Annotated in this window: 18 protein-coding genes; 17 read left to right on the top strand and 1 reads right to left on the bottom strand. The window is 44.3% G+C overall.

The window, feature by feature from the left end:
• The 17 genes from J7M13_01805 to kdsB all read left to right on the top strand — a co-directional run.
• On the top strand, positions 1-255 hold a 255-nt coding region (locus tag J7M13_01805; protein MCD6362724.1), incomplete at its 5' end, for a hypothetical protein.
• Between the two features lie 6 nt (positions 256-261).
• Entirely contained in the window at positions 262-1,977 is a 1,716-nt protein-coding gene (locus J7M13_01810) for a BamA/TamA family outer membrane protein (GenBank protein ID MCD6362725.1), read from the top strand.
• Positions 1,978-1,988: 11 nt separating this feature from the next.
• The gene (locus J7M13_01815; protein MCD6362726.1) at positions 1,989-3,158 is read left to right on the top strand and encodes a hypothetical protein; all 1,170 of its coding nucleotides are present in this window, start codon (positions 1,989-1,991) and stop codon (positions 3,156-3,158) included.
• Positions 3,159-3,182: 24 nt separating this feature from the next.
• Positions 3,183-3,650: an OmpH family outer membrane protein gene (locus J7M13_01820; GenBank protein ID MCD6362727.1), complete on the top strand. Its 468-nt coding sequence runs from the start codon at positions 3,183-3,185 to the stop codon at positions 3,648-3,650.
• Complete coding sequence (lpxD, locus tag J7M13_01825) at positions 3,634-4,695, top strand: UDP-3-O-(3-hydroxymyristoyl)glucosamine N-acyltransferase (GenBank protein MCD6362728.1); 1,062 nt, start codon at positions 3,634-3,636, stop codon at positions 4,693-4,695. The genes J7M13_01820 and lpxD overlap by 17 nt, the downstream gene beginning before the upstream one ends.
• Positions 4,661-5,563 (top strand): UDP-3-O-[3-hydroxymyristoyl] N-acetylglucosamine deacetylase, encoded by a 903-nt coding sequence (gene lpxC / locus J7M13_01830; protein ID MCD6362729.1) that lies wholly within the window; start codon positions 4,661-4,663, stop codon positions 5,561-5,563. Before lpxD ends, lpxC begins: the two co-directional genes overlap by 35 nt.
• Positions 5,493-5,981 carry a 3-hydroxyacyl-ACP dehydratase FabZ gene (gene fabZ, locus J7M13_01835; protein ID MCD6362730.1) on the top strand — a complete coding sequence of 163 codons (489 nt, stop codon included), beginning with the start codon at positions 5,493-5,495 and terminating at the stop codon, positions 5,979-5,981. Before lpxC ends, fabZ begins: the two co-directional genes overlap by 71 nt.
• Positions 5,947-6,732, top strand: coding sequence for an acyl-ACP--UDP-N-acetylglucosamine O-acyltransferase (lpxA, locus tag J7M13_01840; GenBank protein MCD6362731.1), 786 nt, complete (start codon positions 5,947-5,949; stop codon positions 6,730-6,732). Before fabZ ends, lpxA begins: the two co-directional genes overlap by 35 nt.
• Before the next feature lie 11 nt (positions 6,733-6,743).
• Positions 6,744-7,199 (top strand): HAD-IIIA family hydrolase, encoded by a 456-nt coding sequence (locus tag J7M13_01845; GenBank protein MCD6362732.1) that lies wholly within the window; start codon positions 6,744-6,746, stop codon positions 7,197-7,199.
• Positions 7,183-8,271 (top strand): LptF/LptG family permease, encoded by a 1,089-nt coding sequence (locus J7M13_01850; protein ID MCD6362733.1) that lies wholly within the window; start codon positions 7,183-7,185, stop codon positions 8,269-8,271. The genes J7M13_01845 and J7M13_01850 overlap by 17 nt, the downstream gene beginning before the upstream one ends.
• A complete protein-coding gene (gene lpxI / locus J7M13_01855) occupies positions 8,250-9,041 on the top strand; it encodes a UDP-2,3-diacylglucosamine diphosphatase LpxI (GenBank protein ID MCD6362734.1) in 792 nt (263 codons plus the stop codon). Before J7M13_01850 ends, lpxI begins: the two co-directional genes overlap by 22 nt.
• Entirely contained in the window at positions 9,038-10,132 is a 1,095-nt protein-coding gene (locus J7M13_01860) for a hypothetical protein (protein ID MCD6362735.1), read from the top strand. Before lpxI ends, J7M13_01860 begins: the two co-directional genes overlap by 4 nt.
• Positions 10,110-11,156, top strand: coding sequence for a hypothetical protein (locus tag J7M13_01865; protein ID MCD6362736.1), 1,047 nt, complete (start codon positions 10,110-10,112; stop codon positions 11,154-11,156). The genes J7M13_01860 and J7M13_01865 overlap by 23 nt, the downstream gene beginning before the upstream one ends.
• A complete protein-coding gene (locus J7M13_01870; GenBank protein ID MCD6362737.1) occupies positions 11,114-12,850 on the top strand; it encodes an ABC transporter ATP-binding protein in 1,737 nt (578 codons plus the stop codon). Before J7M13_01865 ends, J7M13_01870 begins: the two co-directional genes overlap by 43 nt.
• Entirely contained in the window at positions 12,851-14,725 is a 1,875-nt protein-coding gene (asnB, locus tag J7M13_01875) for an asparagine synthase (glutamine-hydrolyzing) (protein ID MCD6362738.1), read from the top strand.
• Positions 14,718-16,838, top strand: coding sequence for a lipid-A-disaccharide synthase-related protein (locus tag J7M13_01880; GenBank protein MCD6362739.1), 2,121 nt, complete (start codon positions 14,718-14,720; stop codon positions 16,836-16,838). The genes asnB and J7M13_01880 overlap by 8 nt, the downstream gene beginning before the upstream one ends.
• Positions 16,835-17,584 (top strand): 3-deoxy-manno-octulosonate cytidylyltransferase, encoded by a 750-nt coding sequence (gene kdsB, locus J7M13_01885; protein ID MCD6362740.1) that lies wholly within the window; start codon positions 16,835-16,837, stop codon positions 17,582-17,584. The genes J7M13_01880 and kdsB overlap by 4 nt, the downstream gene beginning before the upstream one ends.
• Here the strand turns inward: kdsB and J7M13_01890 are convergent.
• On the bottom strand, positions 17,556-18,152 hold the full coding sequence (locus tag J7M13_01890) for a pyridoxal-phosphate dependent enzyme (GenBank protein MCD6362741.1): 597 nt from the start codon (positions 18,150-18,152) through the stop codon (positions 17,556-17,558). The two genes, kdsB and J7M13_01890, sit on opposite strands and share 29 nt — an antisense overlap.
• Positions 18,153-18,174: the final 22 nt, after the last annotated feature.

Raw genomic sequence — 18,174 nt, forward strand, 5'->3', positions numbered from 1 at the left:
TCTTTCAAGCTGAGAGGAAACATCGGTACAGGAATGATGTGCAAAATAGGGGTTTCTGTACCTCAGGCGTTTTTCTTTGTGAAAGGAGGGGTTTCTCGCTCTGGAGTAAAGGAAGTAGTAGCTCGTATTCTCTATCTTGAGCCTCGCGTTTCCGCTAAAAGCAAGGGGCGGGAGCTAATCTCAGCTGAGGAGATATTGCGTTTAGTTGAGCTGGGTAAAAGAGAGTTTAAGGCTTACATTGCCGGAGGGAGGTAGAGCTCGGTGAAGAAAATCACATTGACTTTTGTTTTCATTTTGCTTTTTGCGAGTGCGGCACTTGCTGCTCCCATTATAAAGGCTATAGATGTAGAGGGTAACGTTAGCGTCGTTAAGGAGAGGATACTCTCGGTCGTTAAGAGCAAGGTTGGAGAACCCATCGATAAGGAGAAGCTTAAGGAGGATCTTAAGAGGATCTACGACCTTGGATTCTTTAAAAGCGTTTCCATAAGGGTTCGTTCCTATGAAGATGGTGTAAAGGTTATTTTCATCGTGGAGGAATTCGAGCCTATAAAGGAAATAAAGATAGAGGGCAATACGGTAGTTTCGACGGATAAGATAAGGAAGGTGATGTTTCTAACGGAAGGCATGCGCTTTAACTCCGTTTTCTTTAAGCATGATATAGAGCGAATCATTGATCTTTACAGAAGAGAGGGATATGGGCTTATAAGGATAATGGACGCTGGATTTAGGGATGGGGTGCTTTTCCTTAAGATCCTTGAGCCGAGGGTAAAGCAGATAATTATTCAGGGAAATAAAAGGACAAAAGACTATGTCATAAGAAGGTATATACTTCTAAAACCTGGGGAGGTTTTAAATACCAAAAAGCTCCGTCTCTCGCTTAAAAGGCTCGAGGCGTTAGATTACTTTGAGAATGTTGAAGCTTATCCGGAACCTACGGAAAAGATAGGCTGGCTTAATATAGTTTTCACGGTTAAGGAGAAAAGCACTACAAGGTTAATGCTCGGTATAGGTTATGGAAGTCAGACGGGTTGGGAAGGGGAAGCCGCTTTTCAGGACATAAATTTCCTGGGTAGGGGCATTCATGCGGGAATTGGCTTGGAGCTTGGGGAGAGGGAGAAGTACTGGCTTAGATGGGAGGATCCCTGGATGGATGAGAAGCATTTTTCCTACAAGATTGGGGTTTACAAGAAGGATTACTCAGATGTTAGCTGGTATGATCCTGATACCGGCGAAGAGAAGGGGAAATATGATGAGGAAGCGGAAGGTTTCTATATAGGAATAGGTAGAAAGCTTAACGATAAACTTGCTCTTTATCTCACCCTTACCAATGAGAATGTGGATATCACTCCCACTTCTGGAGAAGCTCCGGATAAGGAGGATGTCCTTCAAGGCGAGGTTAGATATCTGACTCTTACCCTAAGGAGGGATAATAGAGATCCATATCTTCCTTATTCACTTGGGGATGTTGAGAGTCTGTCTCTTCAGGACGCGGGACTTTTAGGAGGAGACTACGATTATACCAAGTATTGGGCGGAAGTTAGGCTTTATTGGCCCTTTAAATTAAATGAGTGGCTTGGGATAGAGATAGGATCTCCCATTGAGGAGGGGAAGCCGTGGATCTTGGCAACGAGAGTTAGATATGGAGACTCAAGCGGCACAGTTCCATATTTTGAAAAGTACTTCTTAGGAGGAGCTAATACGCTGAGAGGATATCCAAGGGATTATCTCTTCGGCGATAAGGTTTTCTTGGCAAATCTTGAGCTCAGGGTTCCTCTTGATAAAGGTTTGGAACTCGTTGTTTTTAACGATTGGGGATATGCTTGGAAAAAGGACGAGAGCCTTTCATTTTCCGATCTAAAGCGGGGTATAGGTTTTGGCTTAAGGGTTAGAACGCCGTTTGGGGTTATAAGGCTTGATTTTGGTAGAGATGAGGAGGGGAATACACAATCTTACATAAGCTTCGGAGAGCTGTTTTAATCGGGGTTTTTATGCTATCGCTTTTGCCTCCCTCTCCAGCTTTCGCATATCTTAAGGTTTCAGTGGAGGGAGTTCCTGCTTTTCTTCAGGGAGCGGTTTGTAGAGTACTGCGAAGAGTGGCAGAGGAAATAAAGGGAAACCCGGTAAGAGAAGCGATAATAAGGAGAATAACGCCCAAACTCTTTCCTGGTTATAAGGTCAGCGCTGTATCGTTTAAGAAAAACTTTTTAAGGGTGAGGTTTATTCCTGCTTCGAAGCTTGTGCGGAGAGTATCTGTGAGTTTTTCTCCATCTAAGATTCCTTTACTTCTTAAGCCTCTGTTTGAAGAGCGCCTTAAAAGGATAGAGACTTTTGGAGCTTCCCTCTTTAAGGGGTTACCGATTGAGGCTCTGGATTGGGCTCAGGAAGTTGCCTCTCTTAAGATAAGATCTTTGGTTTCGAGAGAGCTTCCGGGATATGATTCCCTCATATCCCTTTTTCTTTTGCCCAGAGGGCTTATGTTAAAGATATCTCTGCGCGGGAAGGAGCCTCTGATACTTAATGTAGATCTCGTGTTGAGATCCAGAACGGTTCCTAACATAATCTTGAGAGGCTTGAGGAAGGAATTCCTTCCAAGCGTTAAGCTTATGGAGGGCTTACCTGTGGCTTTTGTTAGGAAGAATGAGGGCTACTTTAAAAATCTCATTATAAGGGAGGCTTCAATGTCAAAAACGCTTTCATTCTACAGACTTGATGTTTCACCCAAGCTTAGGCTTGGTAGACTCTCAAGCATGGTTATCCGTTTGGAATCGAGAACTTGGTCTATCAGTGCTGAAGGAACCGTATATGTTGGTTTGAAAGATTCTGAACCGGAGGGAAAAATCCACTTTGGTAAGCTCTTTAAGGAAGGAGAGCTTTTTCTGGAGTTTAAAGCACTGCTTGAAAGCGTGGAACTGGAGCCATTTCTGGGGTTGAAGCTCAAGGTAGGGCCGGAGCTTTGGTTAGGCTTTGAAAGGAGCTTGAGCGATGGAGATAATTTTTTCTTCGTTCGCTATGGAAGCTTAAAAGCAGGATACTGGGATGCAGATGGGGGCGTTGAGCTTTCATATGCTTACTGGTTTGGTAGCTGGATAAGAGTGGAGCTTACCTATTCCACTCACGAGGAGAGGGCGTTTTTCCTCAGGGTGGTAGGTAGATTATAAAAAGATCGAAGGAGGGATGACGATATGAGATGTTTGAAGCTGGTCTTAAGCGCGGTGCTGCTTCTTACTCTACTGGGAGGAATTGCTTCAGGGGCGACGGCAAGCCTGCGCATAGGAGTTGTGGATGTGGACTATCTATTGAACAATCATCCGAAAGCAGAGGAGGTTCGAGCACAGCTTAAGAGTTTTATAAGGAAGCAGGAGGCTCAAGTGAAAAAGCAGATTGATAAGCTAAGGAAAACCGTAAAGGATAAGAACAAACTTAGACAGAAGGAGGCAGAGGTTTACAGGAAAGCCCAAGGCGAGTTTGATAAGTATAAAAGAAAGCTCTTAAGCACTCTCTTGAAGGATGTTAACCTTGCCATAAGGGAAGCGGCCAAGAAGAGAGGGATAACCATAGTATTCATTAAAAGAGCCGTTTTCTTCGGAGGTATAGACATAACTCAGGATGCCTTTGCCATTTTGAAGAAGAAGTATGGCAAGGTTAAATAAACCATTAAAGGCATCAGAGGTAGCTGAGGTTCTAAATGGAAAGCTTGAAGGAAAAGATGTAGAAATTAAGGGAGTCGCTCCCCTCGCATCGGCAGGAAAGGGAGATATAGCTTTCGTGTGGACCCCTTTCTCGAAAGAGGATATTTTAAATACGGATGCTTCTGCCTTGGTCATTCCCGAGAAGATCAGGCATTTAGAAACGGGAAAAACCCTTATAAAGGTTAGCGATCCAAAAAGGGCTCTTGCGATTTTTCTAAAGGAGTTTTTCGAGACGAAGCATTCGCTCGATAGTGGTGTGCATGAGCTTGCTCTTATAGAGGAGGACGTTTATCTTGGGGATGGGGTTAACGTAGGGCCCTTCACGTATCTCGGAAGGGGTTCGAGAATAGGAGCACGTACGATCATATATCCTTTTGTCTTTATTGGAAGAGACGTTGAGATAGGGGAAGATTGCATCATATATCCTATGGTTTCTATAAGGGAGGGAACCCAGATAGGCAGTAGAGTCGTGATCCATAGCGGGGCTGTAATTGGGAGTGATGGTTACGGATTTATTCCCGGAGAGGGGGGTATAGAGAAGGTTCCCCAAGTTGGGATAGTAGTAATAGAAGATGACGTTGAAATAGGTGCTAATGTGACCATAGATAGAGCAACTATAGGAGAGACGAGGATAGGAAAAGGGACGAAGATAGACAATCTTGTGCAGATAGCCCACAATGTCGTCTTAGGGAAGAACGTGCTTGTAGCTGCTTTATGTGGTATAGCGGGAAGCGCACGCATAGGCGATGGGGTTATGATGGGAGGACAGGCAGGGGTAAGGGATCATGTTAGCGTGGGGGAGAGAAGCATAGTAGCAGGAAGAAGCGGTATAACGAAAGATATCCCACCGGGAAGCTTCGTGTCGGGATTCCCAGCTATGGATCACAGGAAGGAATTAAAGATAGAGGCCCTTATAAGAAGATTGCCAGAGCTTTTTGATAAAGTTAAAGAACTTGAAGGGAGAGAAAGGGATGGAGAGGCAAAAGACGATAAGAAGAAGCGTTGAGATTGGAGGCATTGGCTTACACACTGGTGAAAACGTCATGGTAGTTCTTCGTCCGGCTCCTCCGAATACGGGGATAGTTTTTAAGCGTTTGGATATGAAAGAAAGCGAACTCATAAGAGTTTCCCTAAGGGAGTGTAGAGTGGATACTATGAGAGGTTCCGTTTTAGTGAGAGATGGCACAAGGATTTTTACGGTTGAACATCTGTTGTCTGCAATTAGGGGATTGGGCATAGACAACATTATAGTAGGGATTCATGGAAGCGAACCCCCCGCCGTGGATGGAAGTGCTTTTCCTTTCGCTCAAAAGCTATATGAAGCAGGGTTGGTAGAGCAGGATGCTTACAAGAGCTTTATAGATCTGAACAGCCCTATTTGGATTAGCATGGGAGATTCACTGATAGCTGCTTTTCCTTATCCTGGGTTTAAGATAAGCTATGTTATAGCTTACGATCACCCTCTTTTAAAGGCGCAGTTCTTATCTTACGAGTTCTCACCTGAAACTTTCCTCAGAGACATAGCTCCTGCGAGAACTTATGCTTTTAAACAAGAACTGGGTGCTATATGGAAACTCGGTCTGGCTAAGGGAGGAAGCTTGGAGAACGCGGTGGTAATAGATGAGGATGGCGTGATGAATCCAGAGGGATTGCGCTTTGAAGATGAGTTTGTCAGGCATAAAGTGCTTGATCTTATAGGGGATATGGCCTTTCTTGGAGACTGGATTCATGCTCACATAGTTGCGGTTAAGGCGGGCCATGAGCTCCACTTAAGGCTCGTTTCCCGCATACTTGAGGAGGTGGATGAGAAAGGTGTTGAAAATAGATATAGTTATGAAGGCTCTGCCTCACCGCTATCCCTTTCTACTTGTTGATAGGATCCTCCTTTTGGAGGAAGACAGAGTTATAGGGCTTAAAAACGTTAGCATTAATGAGCCGTTCTTTCAGGGACACTTTCCGGGAGAGCCGGTTATGCCGGGGGTCCTGGTGCTGGAATCCATGGGACAAGTTGCTGCGGTTATGATCTTAAATAGAGAAGAGCTTAGAGGGAAATTCACATATCTTGTGGGACTTGACAAGGTAAGATTTAGAAAACCCGTAGTTCCGGGAGATCAGCTTATCACGGAGGCGAGGGTAAAAAGGGTAAGGAAAAATATGGGAATAGTGGAAGCTAAAAGTAGCGTGAATGGGGAAACTGTGGCGGAGGCAACTTTCCTTTTCGTTATACGTGATAGACTCGTTGAGGAGGAAGGTAAGGATGTCGGTGAAGATAGATCCCAGAGCAGTGGTTAATCCTAAAGCTGAAATAGACGATGGTGTTGAAGTGGGACCGTATGCCGTTATAGAAGAGGGGGTTTTTATATCATCAGGAACGAAGATAGGTCCATATGTTAACTTGAGGAAAGGCACGGTGATCGGGAAAAACTGCGTTATAGAGGCAGGATGTGTTATTGGAGCTCCTCCTCAACACTTCGCTTATAAGGGGGAGGAAAGCTTCGTTGAGATAGGAAATAATGTGGTGTTGAGAGAGGGGGTTACCGTTCATAGGGCGACGGGAGAGGGAGAGAAAACCGTTATAGGAGACGATTGCTATCTTATGGTAGGCTGTCATGTTGCTCATAATTGCAAGCTTGGTAAGGGGGTTATGGCGGCGAACCTTGTAGGTATTTCCGGATATGTGCAGATAGAGGACGGTGTGGTTTTCGGAGGTATGGCGGGATTACATCAGTTTGTCAGGATAGGTGAGAGGGCAATGATAGGTGGTTTGAGCAAGGTGGTTAAGGATGTTCCTCCCTATACCCTCGTCGATGGACATCCTGCGAGGATAAGGGGGATAAATACGGTTGGTCTTAAGAGATCCGGATTTACTCTTGAGGAGAGGGAAGAAATAAAGAAGATATATAAATTTTTGTTTTTGAGTGGGATTCCTTGGAAGGAGGCCCTGAATAGGCTTCCGCTTGAATTTCCGAAATCCCGCTTCGCAATCAAAATAAGGAGTTTTATTCTCAGCTCGAAGAGAGGGGTAATAAGGTGGAAGCCTTGAATAAAATAAGAATGTTTATCCTTGATGTTGATGGTGTTCTAACTACCGGAGAAATCGTTTGGGATTCGGAAGGAAGAGAGATCAAGATTTTTAACGTTTTGGATGGTATGGGGTTGAAGCTCCTTGAGAGAAGGGGAATAAAGGTTGTGATTATAAGTGGCAGAATCTCTCTTGCTACGGGAGTCAGAATGCGTGATCTTGATATCAGGGAAGTTTATCAAGGGGTGAATGACAAGCTTTCTTTGGCGAAAGAGCTTGCCTCTAAGTATGAGATACCTCGAGAGGAAATATGCTTTATAGGCGATGATTTGAACGATCTACCGTTAATGGAATGGGTTGGGTTTCCAGTTGCAGTTAAGAATGCAGTTAAGGAGGTTAAAAGGATAGCCAAGTACATAACTACGTGTGAAGGAGGAAAGGGTGCGGTAAGGGAGGTTGTGGATTTAATCATTGCGCTTAGTAGATAAGTATATAATTCAGGCGCTCGTTCCCCCATTTTTGTTTGGCATTGCGGTTTTTACCGTTCTTCTTGTGGCGGGGGACGTTTTATTTTACTTAGCGAATCTCGTAGTAAATCAGGGTTTAAGTATATGGGTAGCGATTAGGCTCTTTTTGTATAAACTTCCCGAGGTTGTGATTATGACTTTCCCTATGGCTATGCTTCTTTCCGTTTTGCTTGCGTTTGGTAAGATGTCGTCTCAGGGAGAGACGCTTGCCTTAAGAAGCGTTGGAGTGAGCTTCTTAAGAACGCTTATACCTACTCTCATTATGGCAATTGGGGTTGCTCTCTTTTCATTTTCTTTTAATGAAACGGTCGTTCCCATAACGAGGAAAGCGGCTTCTAATGTCTTAAAATACGAGATAGAAAAAAGAAAGGCTCCCCCCTTAAAGGAAAACATTTTCTTTAGAGAGATGGAGGGTGATAGATTAAAGAGGGTGCTTTACATATCTCATATGAACACAAGGTTGGGGTATGTTAGAGGAGTGCTGATCCAGGAATTTGAGAAGGGTAGGCTTGCGAGGATAATAACTGCTGAGGATGGTTTCTGGGATGGCAATGCATGGGTCTTTAATAACGGGAAAGCGTATACTATAGATAGGGATGGAAACATAACCTCAGTGGTTAAGTTTAAAAAACAGGTTATGTCATTTGGTTTCGCGCCAAGTAAGGTTGCATCTCTCGGAAAAAAACCAGAGGAAATGACACTAAGCGAGCTTAAAAGCTATATAAAGCTTCTTAGGGCTCAAGGGGCTCCTTCGAGCAAGCTCGAGGTAAGATACTACGAAAGGCTTTCTATACCCTGGGCAAGCGTCGTTTTCGTGCTGGTGGGGGCTCCGCTTGCGCTTAAGCCTCATAGATCTTCCTCCTCGATAGGGATAGGCTTGAGCATATTGATAATTTTTCTCTACTATGTTTTACTATCCTTTGGGCAGGCGCTGGGAGATGCCGGTGAGATTCCTCCCTTGCTTGCCGCATGGCTTCCAAATTTGGTGCTTGGAGGGGTGGGGTTATTGCTATGCTTGAGAGCGCCAACTTAGGGTTAATAGCGGGTGAGGGAAAGCTTCCACTTTTTATCTATGAGAGGCTGGATTCTAAGCCAGTGGTAGTCGGTCTTGGTAGCTTTGCAGAAGGGTTGAAGGTTGATCTTACGCTCGATAGGGCTGATATAGACGCATTGATCTCCTTCCTTAAGGAGAGAGAAGTGAATGTGATATTCCTTGCAGGGAAGGTTCCCAAGACATGGATATTCGATCCTTCGAAACTTACTTCAAGAAGCTTGGCTTTTCTAAAGTCATTGAAAGAAAGGAGCGATCATGAGATCTTAAGAAGACTGGTGGAGCTTTTCGAGATGGAAGGATTCATCGTAGGAGATTATAGACAGGTTATAAAGGATCTCCTCGCTCCCAGAGGTTCCTTTGGTTCGAGAGAGCCAACCCAAGATGAGTGGAGAGACATATCTTACGGCTTTAACATCGCCAAGAGAATGGCTGCTATGAGCTTTGGGCAAACCGTCGTTTTAAAGAAGGGGGCGGTTTTGGCAGTTGAGGCCATAGAAGGTACTGATGAGGCTATAAGGAGAGGAGCAAAATACGGTGGGGATGGGGTCATCGTCGTTAAGGTGGTAAAGGAGGGGCAGGATTTACGATATGATCTCCCCACCGTTGGGATCGAAACCATAAAGATAATGAAGGAAGTCAAGGCTTCCTGTCTTGCCGTTGAAGCTGGTGTGACAATTCTTCTTGATAGAGATGAGATGCTAAAAATGGCCAGCGAGAGCGGGATAGCCTTGGTAGGGGTGTCCTCTTGAGAATAGCCGTTTTCACCGGTGAGCTTTCAGGAGAACTTTATGCCTACCATATATTGAGAGCCTTAAGTGAGCTGGAGAAAGACCTTGAAGCCTTTGGAATAGGAGGTCCTAACTTAAGCAAGCTTGACTTTTTTAGAAAGCTGAGTGATATATCTGAGCTGAGTATAGTCGGTGTGGTAGAGGTTTTTAAAAAGCTGCGAAGGCTTTGGAGGCTATTTCATAGGTGTGTGAATGAGGTGTTGTTCAGCTCTCCCGATGTCATTCTTCTTATAGATTCTCCGGATTTCAACTTGAGGCTTGCAAAGGCCTTAAGGAGGGAAAACTGGTGGGGGAAGATCATTTATTTTATACCTCCAACTGCCTGGATATGGAGAAGCAAAAGAGTAGAGGTGTTAAGAGAATGTTGCGATTTGGTTATAACTCTTTTTGACTTCGAGGCGGAGTGGTTTTCCTCACGTGGAGTTTCGGCGGTTTTTCTCGGACACCCTCTTTTGGATATTCTTCCTTCAGAAAGCACTTTGAAAAAGATAGAGGGATTAAGGGAACCGGTGTTGGCGTGCTTTCCGGGAAGCAGACACTCTGAGGTTAAGCATCTTTTACCAGTTATGAAAAAGGTAGCTGATAGCTGGTCTGGGGATGTTATTTTCTCGAAGGCTCCTTCCGTTCCGAGGGAATTCTATAAAGGAGTTGAAAAGCTCTATGAGGTGCCTTCCTATCTTCTTCTCACATCATGCGATTTTGCCTTAGCCGCTTCGGGAACGATAGCGGTTGAGGGATTAATCTATGAAAAACCAATGGTAGTGGTCTATAAGGGAAACCCATTGAACTACCTTATTTACAAGCTTCTGGTTAATGCAAAATTTATATCTATGCCTAATATAATGGGAGGAACTGAGATCTATCCTGAGCTTATCCAAGGAAGAGCAAATCCTTGTCTGATATTGAATATACTTAAGAACTGGCTTAAGCAAGGGGGTGATCTTGCTAAAATGAAGGAAAGACTTAAAGATTTGAAAAGGAGGTTGGGAAATAAGGGAGCGATAAGGAGAATCGCTTCTTGGATCATCTATGAGGCTTCTTCTTCTCGTTAATGGACCAGGTGAGCTTTACTCATGGGCAGTGCCCCTTTTTAGATATCTTAAGAATAAGGGCTGGAAGGTTTCTCTTAAGCTTCTTCCCTGTCAATTTTCAAGTGGACTTGAGGAAGTTGTAGCGCGGGAGGAAGGGCTTGATCTATCTCAGGGCGAAGAGAAGTATGATGTGGTCCTTCAGCTTGGTGGAGATGCCTTTTGGGGATGGAGAGAGAAAAGGAGAAGAAGGGTTCCGGTTTTAAGATATGGTTTCGGACTTGGAGGAATCTTTAGCTATACATATGATAGCTATCTTCTTCCTCACCATCGTTTGAAGCTTTTCTTCGGGAGAAGAAAGAGAGCCACGGTTGTTGGAAGCTTGTCTTCAGATAGAGTTTGTTATTTTCCCTCAAGGGATGTAGCGAGAAAAAGGCTTGGAATTGGAAAGGAGTTTCTACTGGGCATATTTCCGGGAAGTAGAGTCCCTATCTGGAGGAGAGCTTCTTCCTTCTTAAGAGAGCTGATCAGTTTTTTGCCCCAGGAGATTACCTACCTTGTGGGGAGATCGCCTTTCATCCCAAAAAGCGAGCCCTCGTTTCTCCCCGAAGCTTCACCGGATCTTCTTCTTTCTGCTTCAGATCTTCTCCTAACCCTTCCGGGAACTAACACGCTTGAGGCTTCTGCTCTTGGTACACCTATGCTTGTTGTTGCTCCATTCCAGTTCATCGATTTGGTACCAGTTTCTGGGGTGATTGGTTTCATTTCCTCCCTTCCCTTTCTGGGTAAGAGAATAAAGCTTTTAGCACTGAGTGCCTCCTTGGCAAAAAGGAGATTCTTATCTTGGCCTAATAGATTGCTTGGCAAATCTCTTGTTCCTGAGATGTATGGCGATGTAACGCCGAGGAAGGTGGCGAACGCGATAGTGGAGATTATGGAGAACGAGCCTTACAGGAGAGTGATGAGGGAAAAACTACCGAGAATTGTAGGAGGTCCTGGAGCATCATGGAGGATAGAGGAAGTTTTAAAAAGATACTTGCGCTCGTAAAGCCTTATATTCCACACATAGTTTTGGCTCTAATCTGCATGTCAGCGGTGGCAGGGCTTTCTCTTGTCGTACCATGGCTCGTTAAGGAGATGATAGATAGGGTTCTCATGGAAAAGAATTTAAAGATGCTAAACATTATATGCCTGCTCGCCATAGGTGTTTACGCTCTTAAGGGTGCCTTCTTCTTCGGTCAGGAATATCTCATGGCTTATGTGGCGCAGAAGGTGATCTTCGACTTAAGAAGCAAGCTCTGGAGGCATCTTCAGAGGCTTTCCCTCTCTTTCTTCACAAAGGAAAGGGGAGGGGAGATTATTTCACGTCTTACTAACGATATATCTATATTAGAGCAGAGCTTTACCTCTGCGTTAGTGGATATGGTAGTTAAAGGTGTTACCGTTGTTGGAATAATTGGCTTCATATTTTACATAAACTGGCGTCTATCTTTGATATCATTAGCTCTATTACCGCTTACTGCGTTTATAATAGATAGATATAGTCGGAGAATGAGAAAGCTCGGAAGAAATATACAGGATAGCTTGGCAAGTTTGACAACCATTGTAAGCGAGGTAATAGGGGCTATAAAAGTCGTTAAGGCTTTTGCTGCTTCTGAAAAGGAAGTAAGAAGATTTGAGGATGCCAATGTAAGAAGCTTTAAGGCTTCATTGAAGGGAGCGATGCTCAGGGCGATATTGTCTCCTCTGGTTGAAATGGTCGCTGCGTCTTCCACCGTAGTTCTTCTCTGGTACGGGGGAAGGGAAGTTATCTATGGTAGATTAACTCCAGGGGAGCTCGTTGCCTTTCTGGGATATATAGCGCTGATCGTTACCCCATTAAAGGGACTTTCGAACGTTTCTGGTAAGCTCCAGCAGGCTTTGGCAGCTGCAGATAGAATTTTCGAGGTCATGGAAATTCCACCGGAGGTTTCAGAAAGCGAAGGTGCCGTCACGATGCCGAGGATAAAAGGAGAGGTTATTTTCGAAAGGGTGAGCTTTTCCTACGATGAGGAGCCGATACTGCGGGAAATAAACCTCAGGGTTAAGCCGGGGGAGGTAATTGGCATCGTAGGTCCAAGTGGGGCTGGGAAGAGCACCCTCGTTGATCTGATCCCAAGATTTTATGACCCCACGGAGGGAAGAGTGCTTATAGATGGTATAGATATAAGGAATGTGAAGCTGGAAAGCTTAAGAAAGCAGATAGGAATCGTTTCTCAGGATACGGTTCTCTTTGCTGCTTCTATAAGAGAAAACATTGCTTATGGTAAGCCTGAGGCGTCTCTCGAGGAAATTGTGGAGGCTGCCAAGATAGCTAACGCACACGATTTTATAATTAAGCTTCCTTATGGCTACGATACCATTATAGGAGAAAGAGGAGTAACGCTTTCCGGTGGGGAAAGACAGAGAATAGCCATAGCGAGGGCTATTCTTGGAGATCCGAGGATATTGATCTTTGATGAAGCGACGAGCGCTTTGGATAGCGAATCGGAGAAAATTGTGCAGGAAGCCCTTGAGCGAGTGATGAAAGGTAAGACGACCTTCCTGGTTGCTCACAGGTTATCCTCTCTTCGTTGCGCGGATAGAATAATCGTTTTAAACGATGGTAGGATAGTAGAGGAGGGAACTCATGAAGAGCTTCTTGGGAAAAGGGGCATTTATTGGAAGCTTTATACTCTTCAGGGAAGTGTGGGGGAGCTCTAAATGTGTGGAATTTATGGGATCTGTGGGATAGGCCGTGATCTTGATTTGGATAGGGAAACCTTTCTGAACATGGGGAAGCTTCTTAGGCATCGGGGACCTGATGCCCAAGGGGTATTTATGGATGATTTTGTAGCGCTTGGGCACAGAAGATTATCCATAATAGATCTCTCGGAGTCTGCCAATCAACCGATGAGCGATGAGGAGAAAAACGTTTGGATAGTCTTTAATGGGGAAATTTATAACTTTCAAGAGGAGAGAAAAAGGCTCGTTGAAAAGGGATACAAATTTAGAACTAAAAGCGATACAGAGGTAATCATAAATCTGTATAAAGAGAGAGGTTTTGAGCTTCTTGACAGGTTGAGAGGTATGTTTGCCTTTTGCATCTACGATGTCAAAAAGAGGCTTCTATTTATCGCGCGGGATAGAGTTGGTAAGAAGCCTCTTTACTATATCTTTCAAAACGGTTTCTTTGCATTTGCCTCGGAACCTAAGGCTTTTCTTAAAATGCCTTTCTTCAAAACCGAGCCTGATTTTGAGGGGCTGTCTTATTATATGGCATTGGGATATATTCCCTCTCCAATGACCGCGTTTAAAGAGGTAAGGAAGCTCTCACCGGGTAGCTTCCTCGTGGTCGATGAGAAAGGCGTCGGTGAGCCGGTAAGGTATTGGGAGCTAAGCCATGAGGAAAAAGAGAAGCATTCGGAGGAGGAATGGTGCGAGATTATCAGAGACTCCTTGAGAGAAGCTGTGAGACTGAGGCTCATAAGTGATGTTCCGCTTGGGGTTTTTTTAAGTGGAGGGGTAGATTCAAGCGCAGTAGTGGCTTTCATGAGTGAGTTATCCTCGGAGGTTAAGACCTACTCTGTAGGCTTTACTTGGGGCGATTATGACGAAAGGAGATACGCGAGGCTCGTTGCCCGAGATTTTTCAACGGATCATCATGAATTTGTGGTGGAACCAAAGTTGGAAGAGGCTCTGCCATGGATAATTAAGCACTATGATGAGCCATTTGGAGATTCCTCTGCTATACCTTCTCTTTATATATCTAAAGTAGCAAGGGAATCCGTTACGGTTATCCTGAACGGTGATGGAGGAGATGAAAACTTTGGAGGCTATGAAAGATACAGGGGAGTTGCGATCGCGGAGAGAGTGCTTTCTTTTCCCGGTAGTGGCGCGCTTGCTATGATGGGAGAATTATTACCCTTGCCTAAAAGGAGGGGTTTCCTGCGGAAGGTTAGAAAGTTTTTTGAGCTTGCTTCAGAAAAGAATGCCTTTGGATTCTACTATGGAACGATATCTCAGTTTAAAAAGGATGATTTCCTGAGAGTTATCGGATCGCTGTGGGAGCATAGGGATTATCCAGCGGAAGGGTATGTAATGTCCCTTTACGATCGCTTTTCCTCTCTTAGTGGGGTTGATAAGCTTCTTGCAGTCGAGGTTAGATCTTATCTTCCTGAAGATCTACTCGTTAAGATGGATAGGGCAACCATGGCTTTTTCGCTTGAGGGTAGATCTCCGCTTCTTGATCACATATTTATGGAAAGGATGGCGAAAATTCCCGCTGATTTGAAATTAAAAGGTTTGAAGAGTAAGTATATATTTAAAAGGGCTCTTGAGGGAATTCTACCGGAAGAAATCCTCAATCGTGGCAAGATGGGCTTTGGGGTTCCTCTCGAGCATTGGTTCAGGTGCGAGCTTAAGGACTTCGTTCGGGAGAGCTTGTATGAAGGAACTGCGATTAAGAGCGGTATTTTAAACTCAAAGGGTGTTAGGGAGTTGGTGGAATCTCATATAGAGGCAAGAAGCAATGAGCATTATCGAATCTGGCTTCTTCTCGTTTTAGAGTATTGGTGGAGGGAGTGGTTTGGTGATTAAAAGGGCTTTATCATTCGCCTATCTCTGGGCATCTGATCTATATCATTTCCTGTATGATGCCCGAGTTCTTGAGGCGGATAAGCTCCCAGTGAAGGTTATCTCCGTGGGTAATATAACCAGTGGAGGTACTGGTAAGACCCCATTTGTTTCCTATCTTGCCAGAAGATTGGCTCGTAAATATAAGGTTGCTGTTTTAAGCAGGGGGTATAAGGGAAAAAGGGAGAGGAGCTTTGGCTTAGTTAGTGATGGCAGGAAGATGCTTTTAAGCCCCTTAGAGGCGGGGGATGAGGCTTATCTTCTTGCTAAGGGTCTTAAAGAAGTGCCGGTTCTCGTCGGGAAGGACAGGAGGTTTTCAGGGGCTTTTGCGATAAGGTATTTCGGGACTCAGGTTCTCATTCTGGATGATGGCTTTCAATATCGCCCTCTTTGCAGGGATATAGATATAGCTCTCATTGATGCTACTAATCCTCTTGGGGGGGGAAGACCCTTACCGGAGGGATTGTTAAGAGAGCGCCCATCGGCTCTCAGGAGGGCTGACATAATAGTTATAACTAAGGCTTCTTTGGTTTCGAAGAAAATCATAGAAAACCTGGTAAAAACCATAAGATCCTTTAATAGATCTTCTCCCATATTCTTTGCAGATTATAGAATAACCGGCTTTAGGGAGCTTTTCGGTGTAAGGAAGTTTTGGCTGGAAGGCGAGAGCGTTCTTGCCTTTTGTGGACTTGGGAATCCTGATTCCTTTGTAAAATATCTTGAGAGAGTGGGCTTGAATGTGATTTTCGCAAGGTTTTTCTCTGATCATCATAGGTATAGTGAAAGGGAACTTCGAGAGATAGAGAGAGAAGCTATAAAGGTGGGAGCAAGCTTTATTATAACAACATCGAAGGATGAAACAAACATACCTTCTGGCTTTAAGCCTTCACTACCCTTTTTAGTAAGCGAGATAGAGATTTTTCTCTCTAATGAGGAGGAATTCTGGAACGAGATAGAGAAGAATCTAATTTATCGCATTCTGGTTCTATCCAATGGGCATGGGGAAGATGCTATAGCTTCAAGGCTTTGTGATATGTTAAAGAAAGAGGGGTTCTTCGTCTCTGCTTTTCCCTTAGTTGGAGATGGTAAAGTTTTTAACGTCCCGGTTCTTTCTCCTCCGGCGATTCTCCCCAGCGGAGGAATAGTTAAATACCATTTAAGAGATCTTCTTAAAGACATAAAGGCGGGATTGCTTAAAATTCTCTGGAGGCAGTTTAAGGCGTTGAGAAGATTAAAGCGCTTTGATAGATATATATGTATTGGTGATTTCTTTCTCGTTACATTTACTCGACTTGCTTTGAAGATTAAGCCTATCTTTGTTGGAGTGGCGAAGAGCGTTTACCTAAGCGGATATTTTTCGTTTGAAAAGTTTTTTCTCAGAAAATGGTGTGAGCTGGTTTTAACTCGTGATCCTCAAACTGCAGAAAGCTTAAGAAAAAGGAGAGTAAGAGCCTATTATTGGGGGAACCCGGTAATGGATGCTCTCGAGGTTAAGGGAGTCTCTCTTCCTCTTGATTCCCCTGTAGTTGCGATTTTGCCGGGAAGCAGGGAACGCGCTTACAGGGACCTTCCGATGTTGCTTGAAACCGTTTATCTCCTAAGCCAGTCCAATGGCAAGCTGGAGTTCCTTATGATACCTGCTTCTTCCATGAGACTTGAGAGAGTTAGGGAAATTGCTCTTTCAAGAGGATGGCAGTTTACGGAGGAAAATCCCCCATTTCTTGGCGCTCTTCGAAAGGGAGATGCTAAAATTTTCATAACCTCAGAGCTTGGAGATGCTCTTTCCTCGTCTACGGTGGTTCTTGGACTTGCTGGAACTGCCAATCAACAGGCTGCGGGATTGGGCAAGCCCATAATAAGCGTTGATGAGAAGGGAAAGAGAGTTCAGAAGAAGCTTCTCGGGGGTGCAGAGATATTGGTGCCGTATGATCCTGAGGCTTTAAAGGAGGCTTTATATAAGGTCTTAAAAGATAAAAGGCTTTATGAGAGGATGAGTAGGGAGGGAAGGAAAAGAATGGGCAGGAGAGGCGCTCTCGAGAGGCTCGTTTCTTATATCAAGGGAGGGAGAAGGGCGTGAAAGTTATCGCCGTCATTCCTGCAAGAATCGCTTCCACACGTCTTCCTGGAAAACCCCTTGTTAAGCTTCTTGGTAAGGAGCTCGTTCTCCATGTAATAGACCGGGTGCGGGAAGCTCGCTTGATAGATGATGTAATAGTTGCTACCGATAGCACTCGTATTAGTGATATCGTCCATAGATATGGGGCGAGGGCTTTTCTGACGCCGTCAGAGTGCCCCTCAGGTACAGATAGAGTGGCTTATGTTGTTAAAGATATGAAGTGTGATATAGTGGTTAACCTCCAGGTTGATGATCCAACGATAGATCCGAGCGGGATAGATTCCGCGGTGGAGGCTTTATTGAGGGATTTCTCGCTAAGTGTGGCAACTCTCTGTAAAAGAATCGAAAAACCTGATGAGATAACTTCTCCCCATGTGGTTAAGGTTGTATTTGATAAGGACTATAATGCGCTCTACTTTTCGAGGTCTCCTATTCCATATGAGAGAAACAAAGGAGCTATATATTATAAGCATATAGGTCCTTACGTTTTTAGGAGGGACTTCCTTCTTCTTTTCACTTCCTGGGAATCCACGCCTCTTGAGCGAATAGAATCGCTTGAGCAACTCAGGATACTTGAGCATGGATATAGGATTAAGCTCATTGAGGTCTTTAGCGAAAGCATTGAGGTAGATGTTCCGGAGGATCTACCACTTGCGGAAGCGAGACTAAGGGAGATTCTCAAAGAGCGTGGTAGAGAGGTATCTTAGAGCATTGTCGTTTATCAGTGTTACTATTCTTTTTATGTTTGAACAACTTTTTGCTATTTTTGATATCTTTTCTTTTTTCCTTAAGGAATTTTGCTATTCCGGATAAGCTACCTCCTGTCCCAATTCCCTGAGCGGAGGCGTCTATTTCTCCATTGGTTTGCTCCCATATTTCTGGCCCCGTTGTTTCATAGTGGGTTAGAGGGTTGAGAGAATTGTCAAATTGAGAAACCACAAAGTACCTTTCTGGATCAGTGGAGATTATTTCTTTAAGCTTCTTTACCGCTAATCCTATGTCTGAACCACATCCCGGTGTTAGAATCAGCTCTGCTCCAAAAGCTTCTATTATTTTTCTCCTTTCTTTGCTCATTTCTTCAGGCATGATTATCTTGACCGGAAAACTCATAGTTTTGTACGCTATTCTGTCTTTCATGCTTCCAGAAGGAGAAATGTACTCTATCTTTGCGAGGATTTCTCCGCTGATCCCTTCCGTTTCTTGGATCTTTCTTAGTCTTACCATTGGGGTTTCATGACATGCGCTTGCTATGCTCTCAAAGACGCGTTTATTCATCTTTCTTTCACCTCTTGGGAGC

The sequence above is a fragment of the Synergistota bacterium genome, from assembly GCA_021159885.1.
In the GTDB taxonomy this organism is placed as follows: domain Bacteria; phylum Synergistota; class GBS-1; order GBS-1; family GBS-1; genus AUK310.

Bases quoted from the DNA above. Each gene is read 5' to 3' on its own strand.
- J7M13_01820 (MCD6362727.1), top strand. From the start codon at position 3,183: ATGAGATGTTTGAAGCTGGTCTTAAGCGCGGTGCTGCTTCTTACTCTA.
- J7M13_01815 (MCD6362726.1), top strand. From the start codon at position 1,989: ATGCTATCGCTTTTGCCTCCCTCTCCAGCTTTCGCATATCTTAAGGTT.
- lpxD (MCD6362728.1), top strand. From the start codon at position 3,634: ATGGCAAGGTTAAATAAACCATTAAAGGCATCAGAGGTAGCTGAGGTT.
- lpxA (MCD6362731.1), top strand. From the start codon at position 5,947: ATGTCGGTGAAGATAGATCCCAGAGCAGTGGTTAATCCTAAAGCTGAA.
- fabZ (MCD6362730.1), top strand. From the start codon at position 5,493: ATGAGAAAGGTGTTGAAAATAGATATAGTTATGAAGGCTCTGCCTCAC.
- J7M13_01865 (MCD6362736.1), top strand. From the start codon at position 10,110: ATGAGGCTTCTTCTTCTCGTTAATGGACCAGGTGAGCTTTACTCATGG.
- J7M13_01845 (MCD6362732.1), top strand. From the start codon at position 6,744: ATGTTTATCCTTGATGTTGATGGTGTTCTAACTACCGGAGAAATCGTT.
- J7M13_01890 (MCD6362741.1), bottom strand. From the start codon at position 18,152: ATGAATAAACGCGTCTTTGAGAGCATAGCAAGCGCATGTCATGAAACC.
- asnB (MCD6362738.1), top strand. From the start codon at position 12,851: ATGTGTGGAATTTATGGGATCTGTGGGATAGGCCGTGATCTTGATTTG.
- J7M13_01870 (MCD6362737.1), top strand. From the start codon at position 11,114: ATGGAGGATAGAGGAAGTTTTAAAAAGATACTTGCGCTCGTAAAGCCT.
- lpxI (MCD6362734.1), top strand. From the start codon at position 8,250: ATGCTTGAGAGCGCCAACTTAGGGTTAATAGCGGGTGAGGGAAAGCTT.
- lpxC (MCD6362729.1), top strand. From the start codon at position 4,661: ATGGAGAGGCAAAAGACGATAAGAAGAAGCGTTGAGATTGGAGGCATT.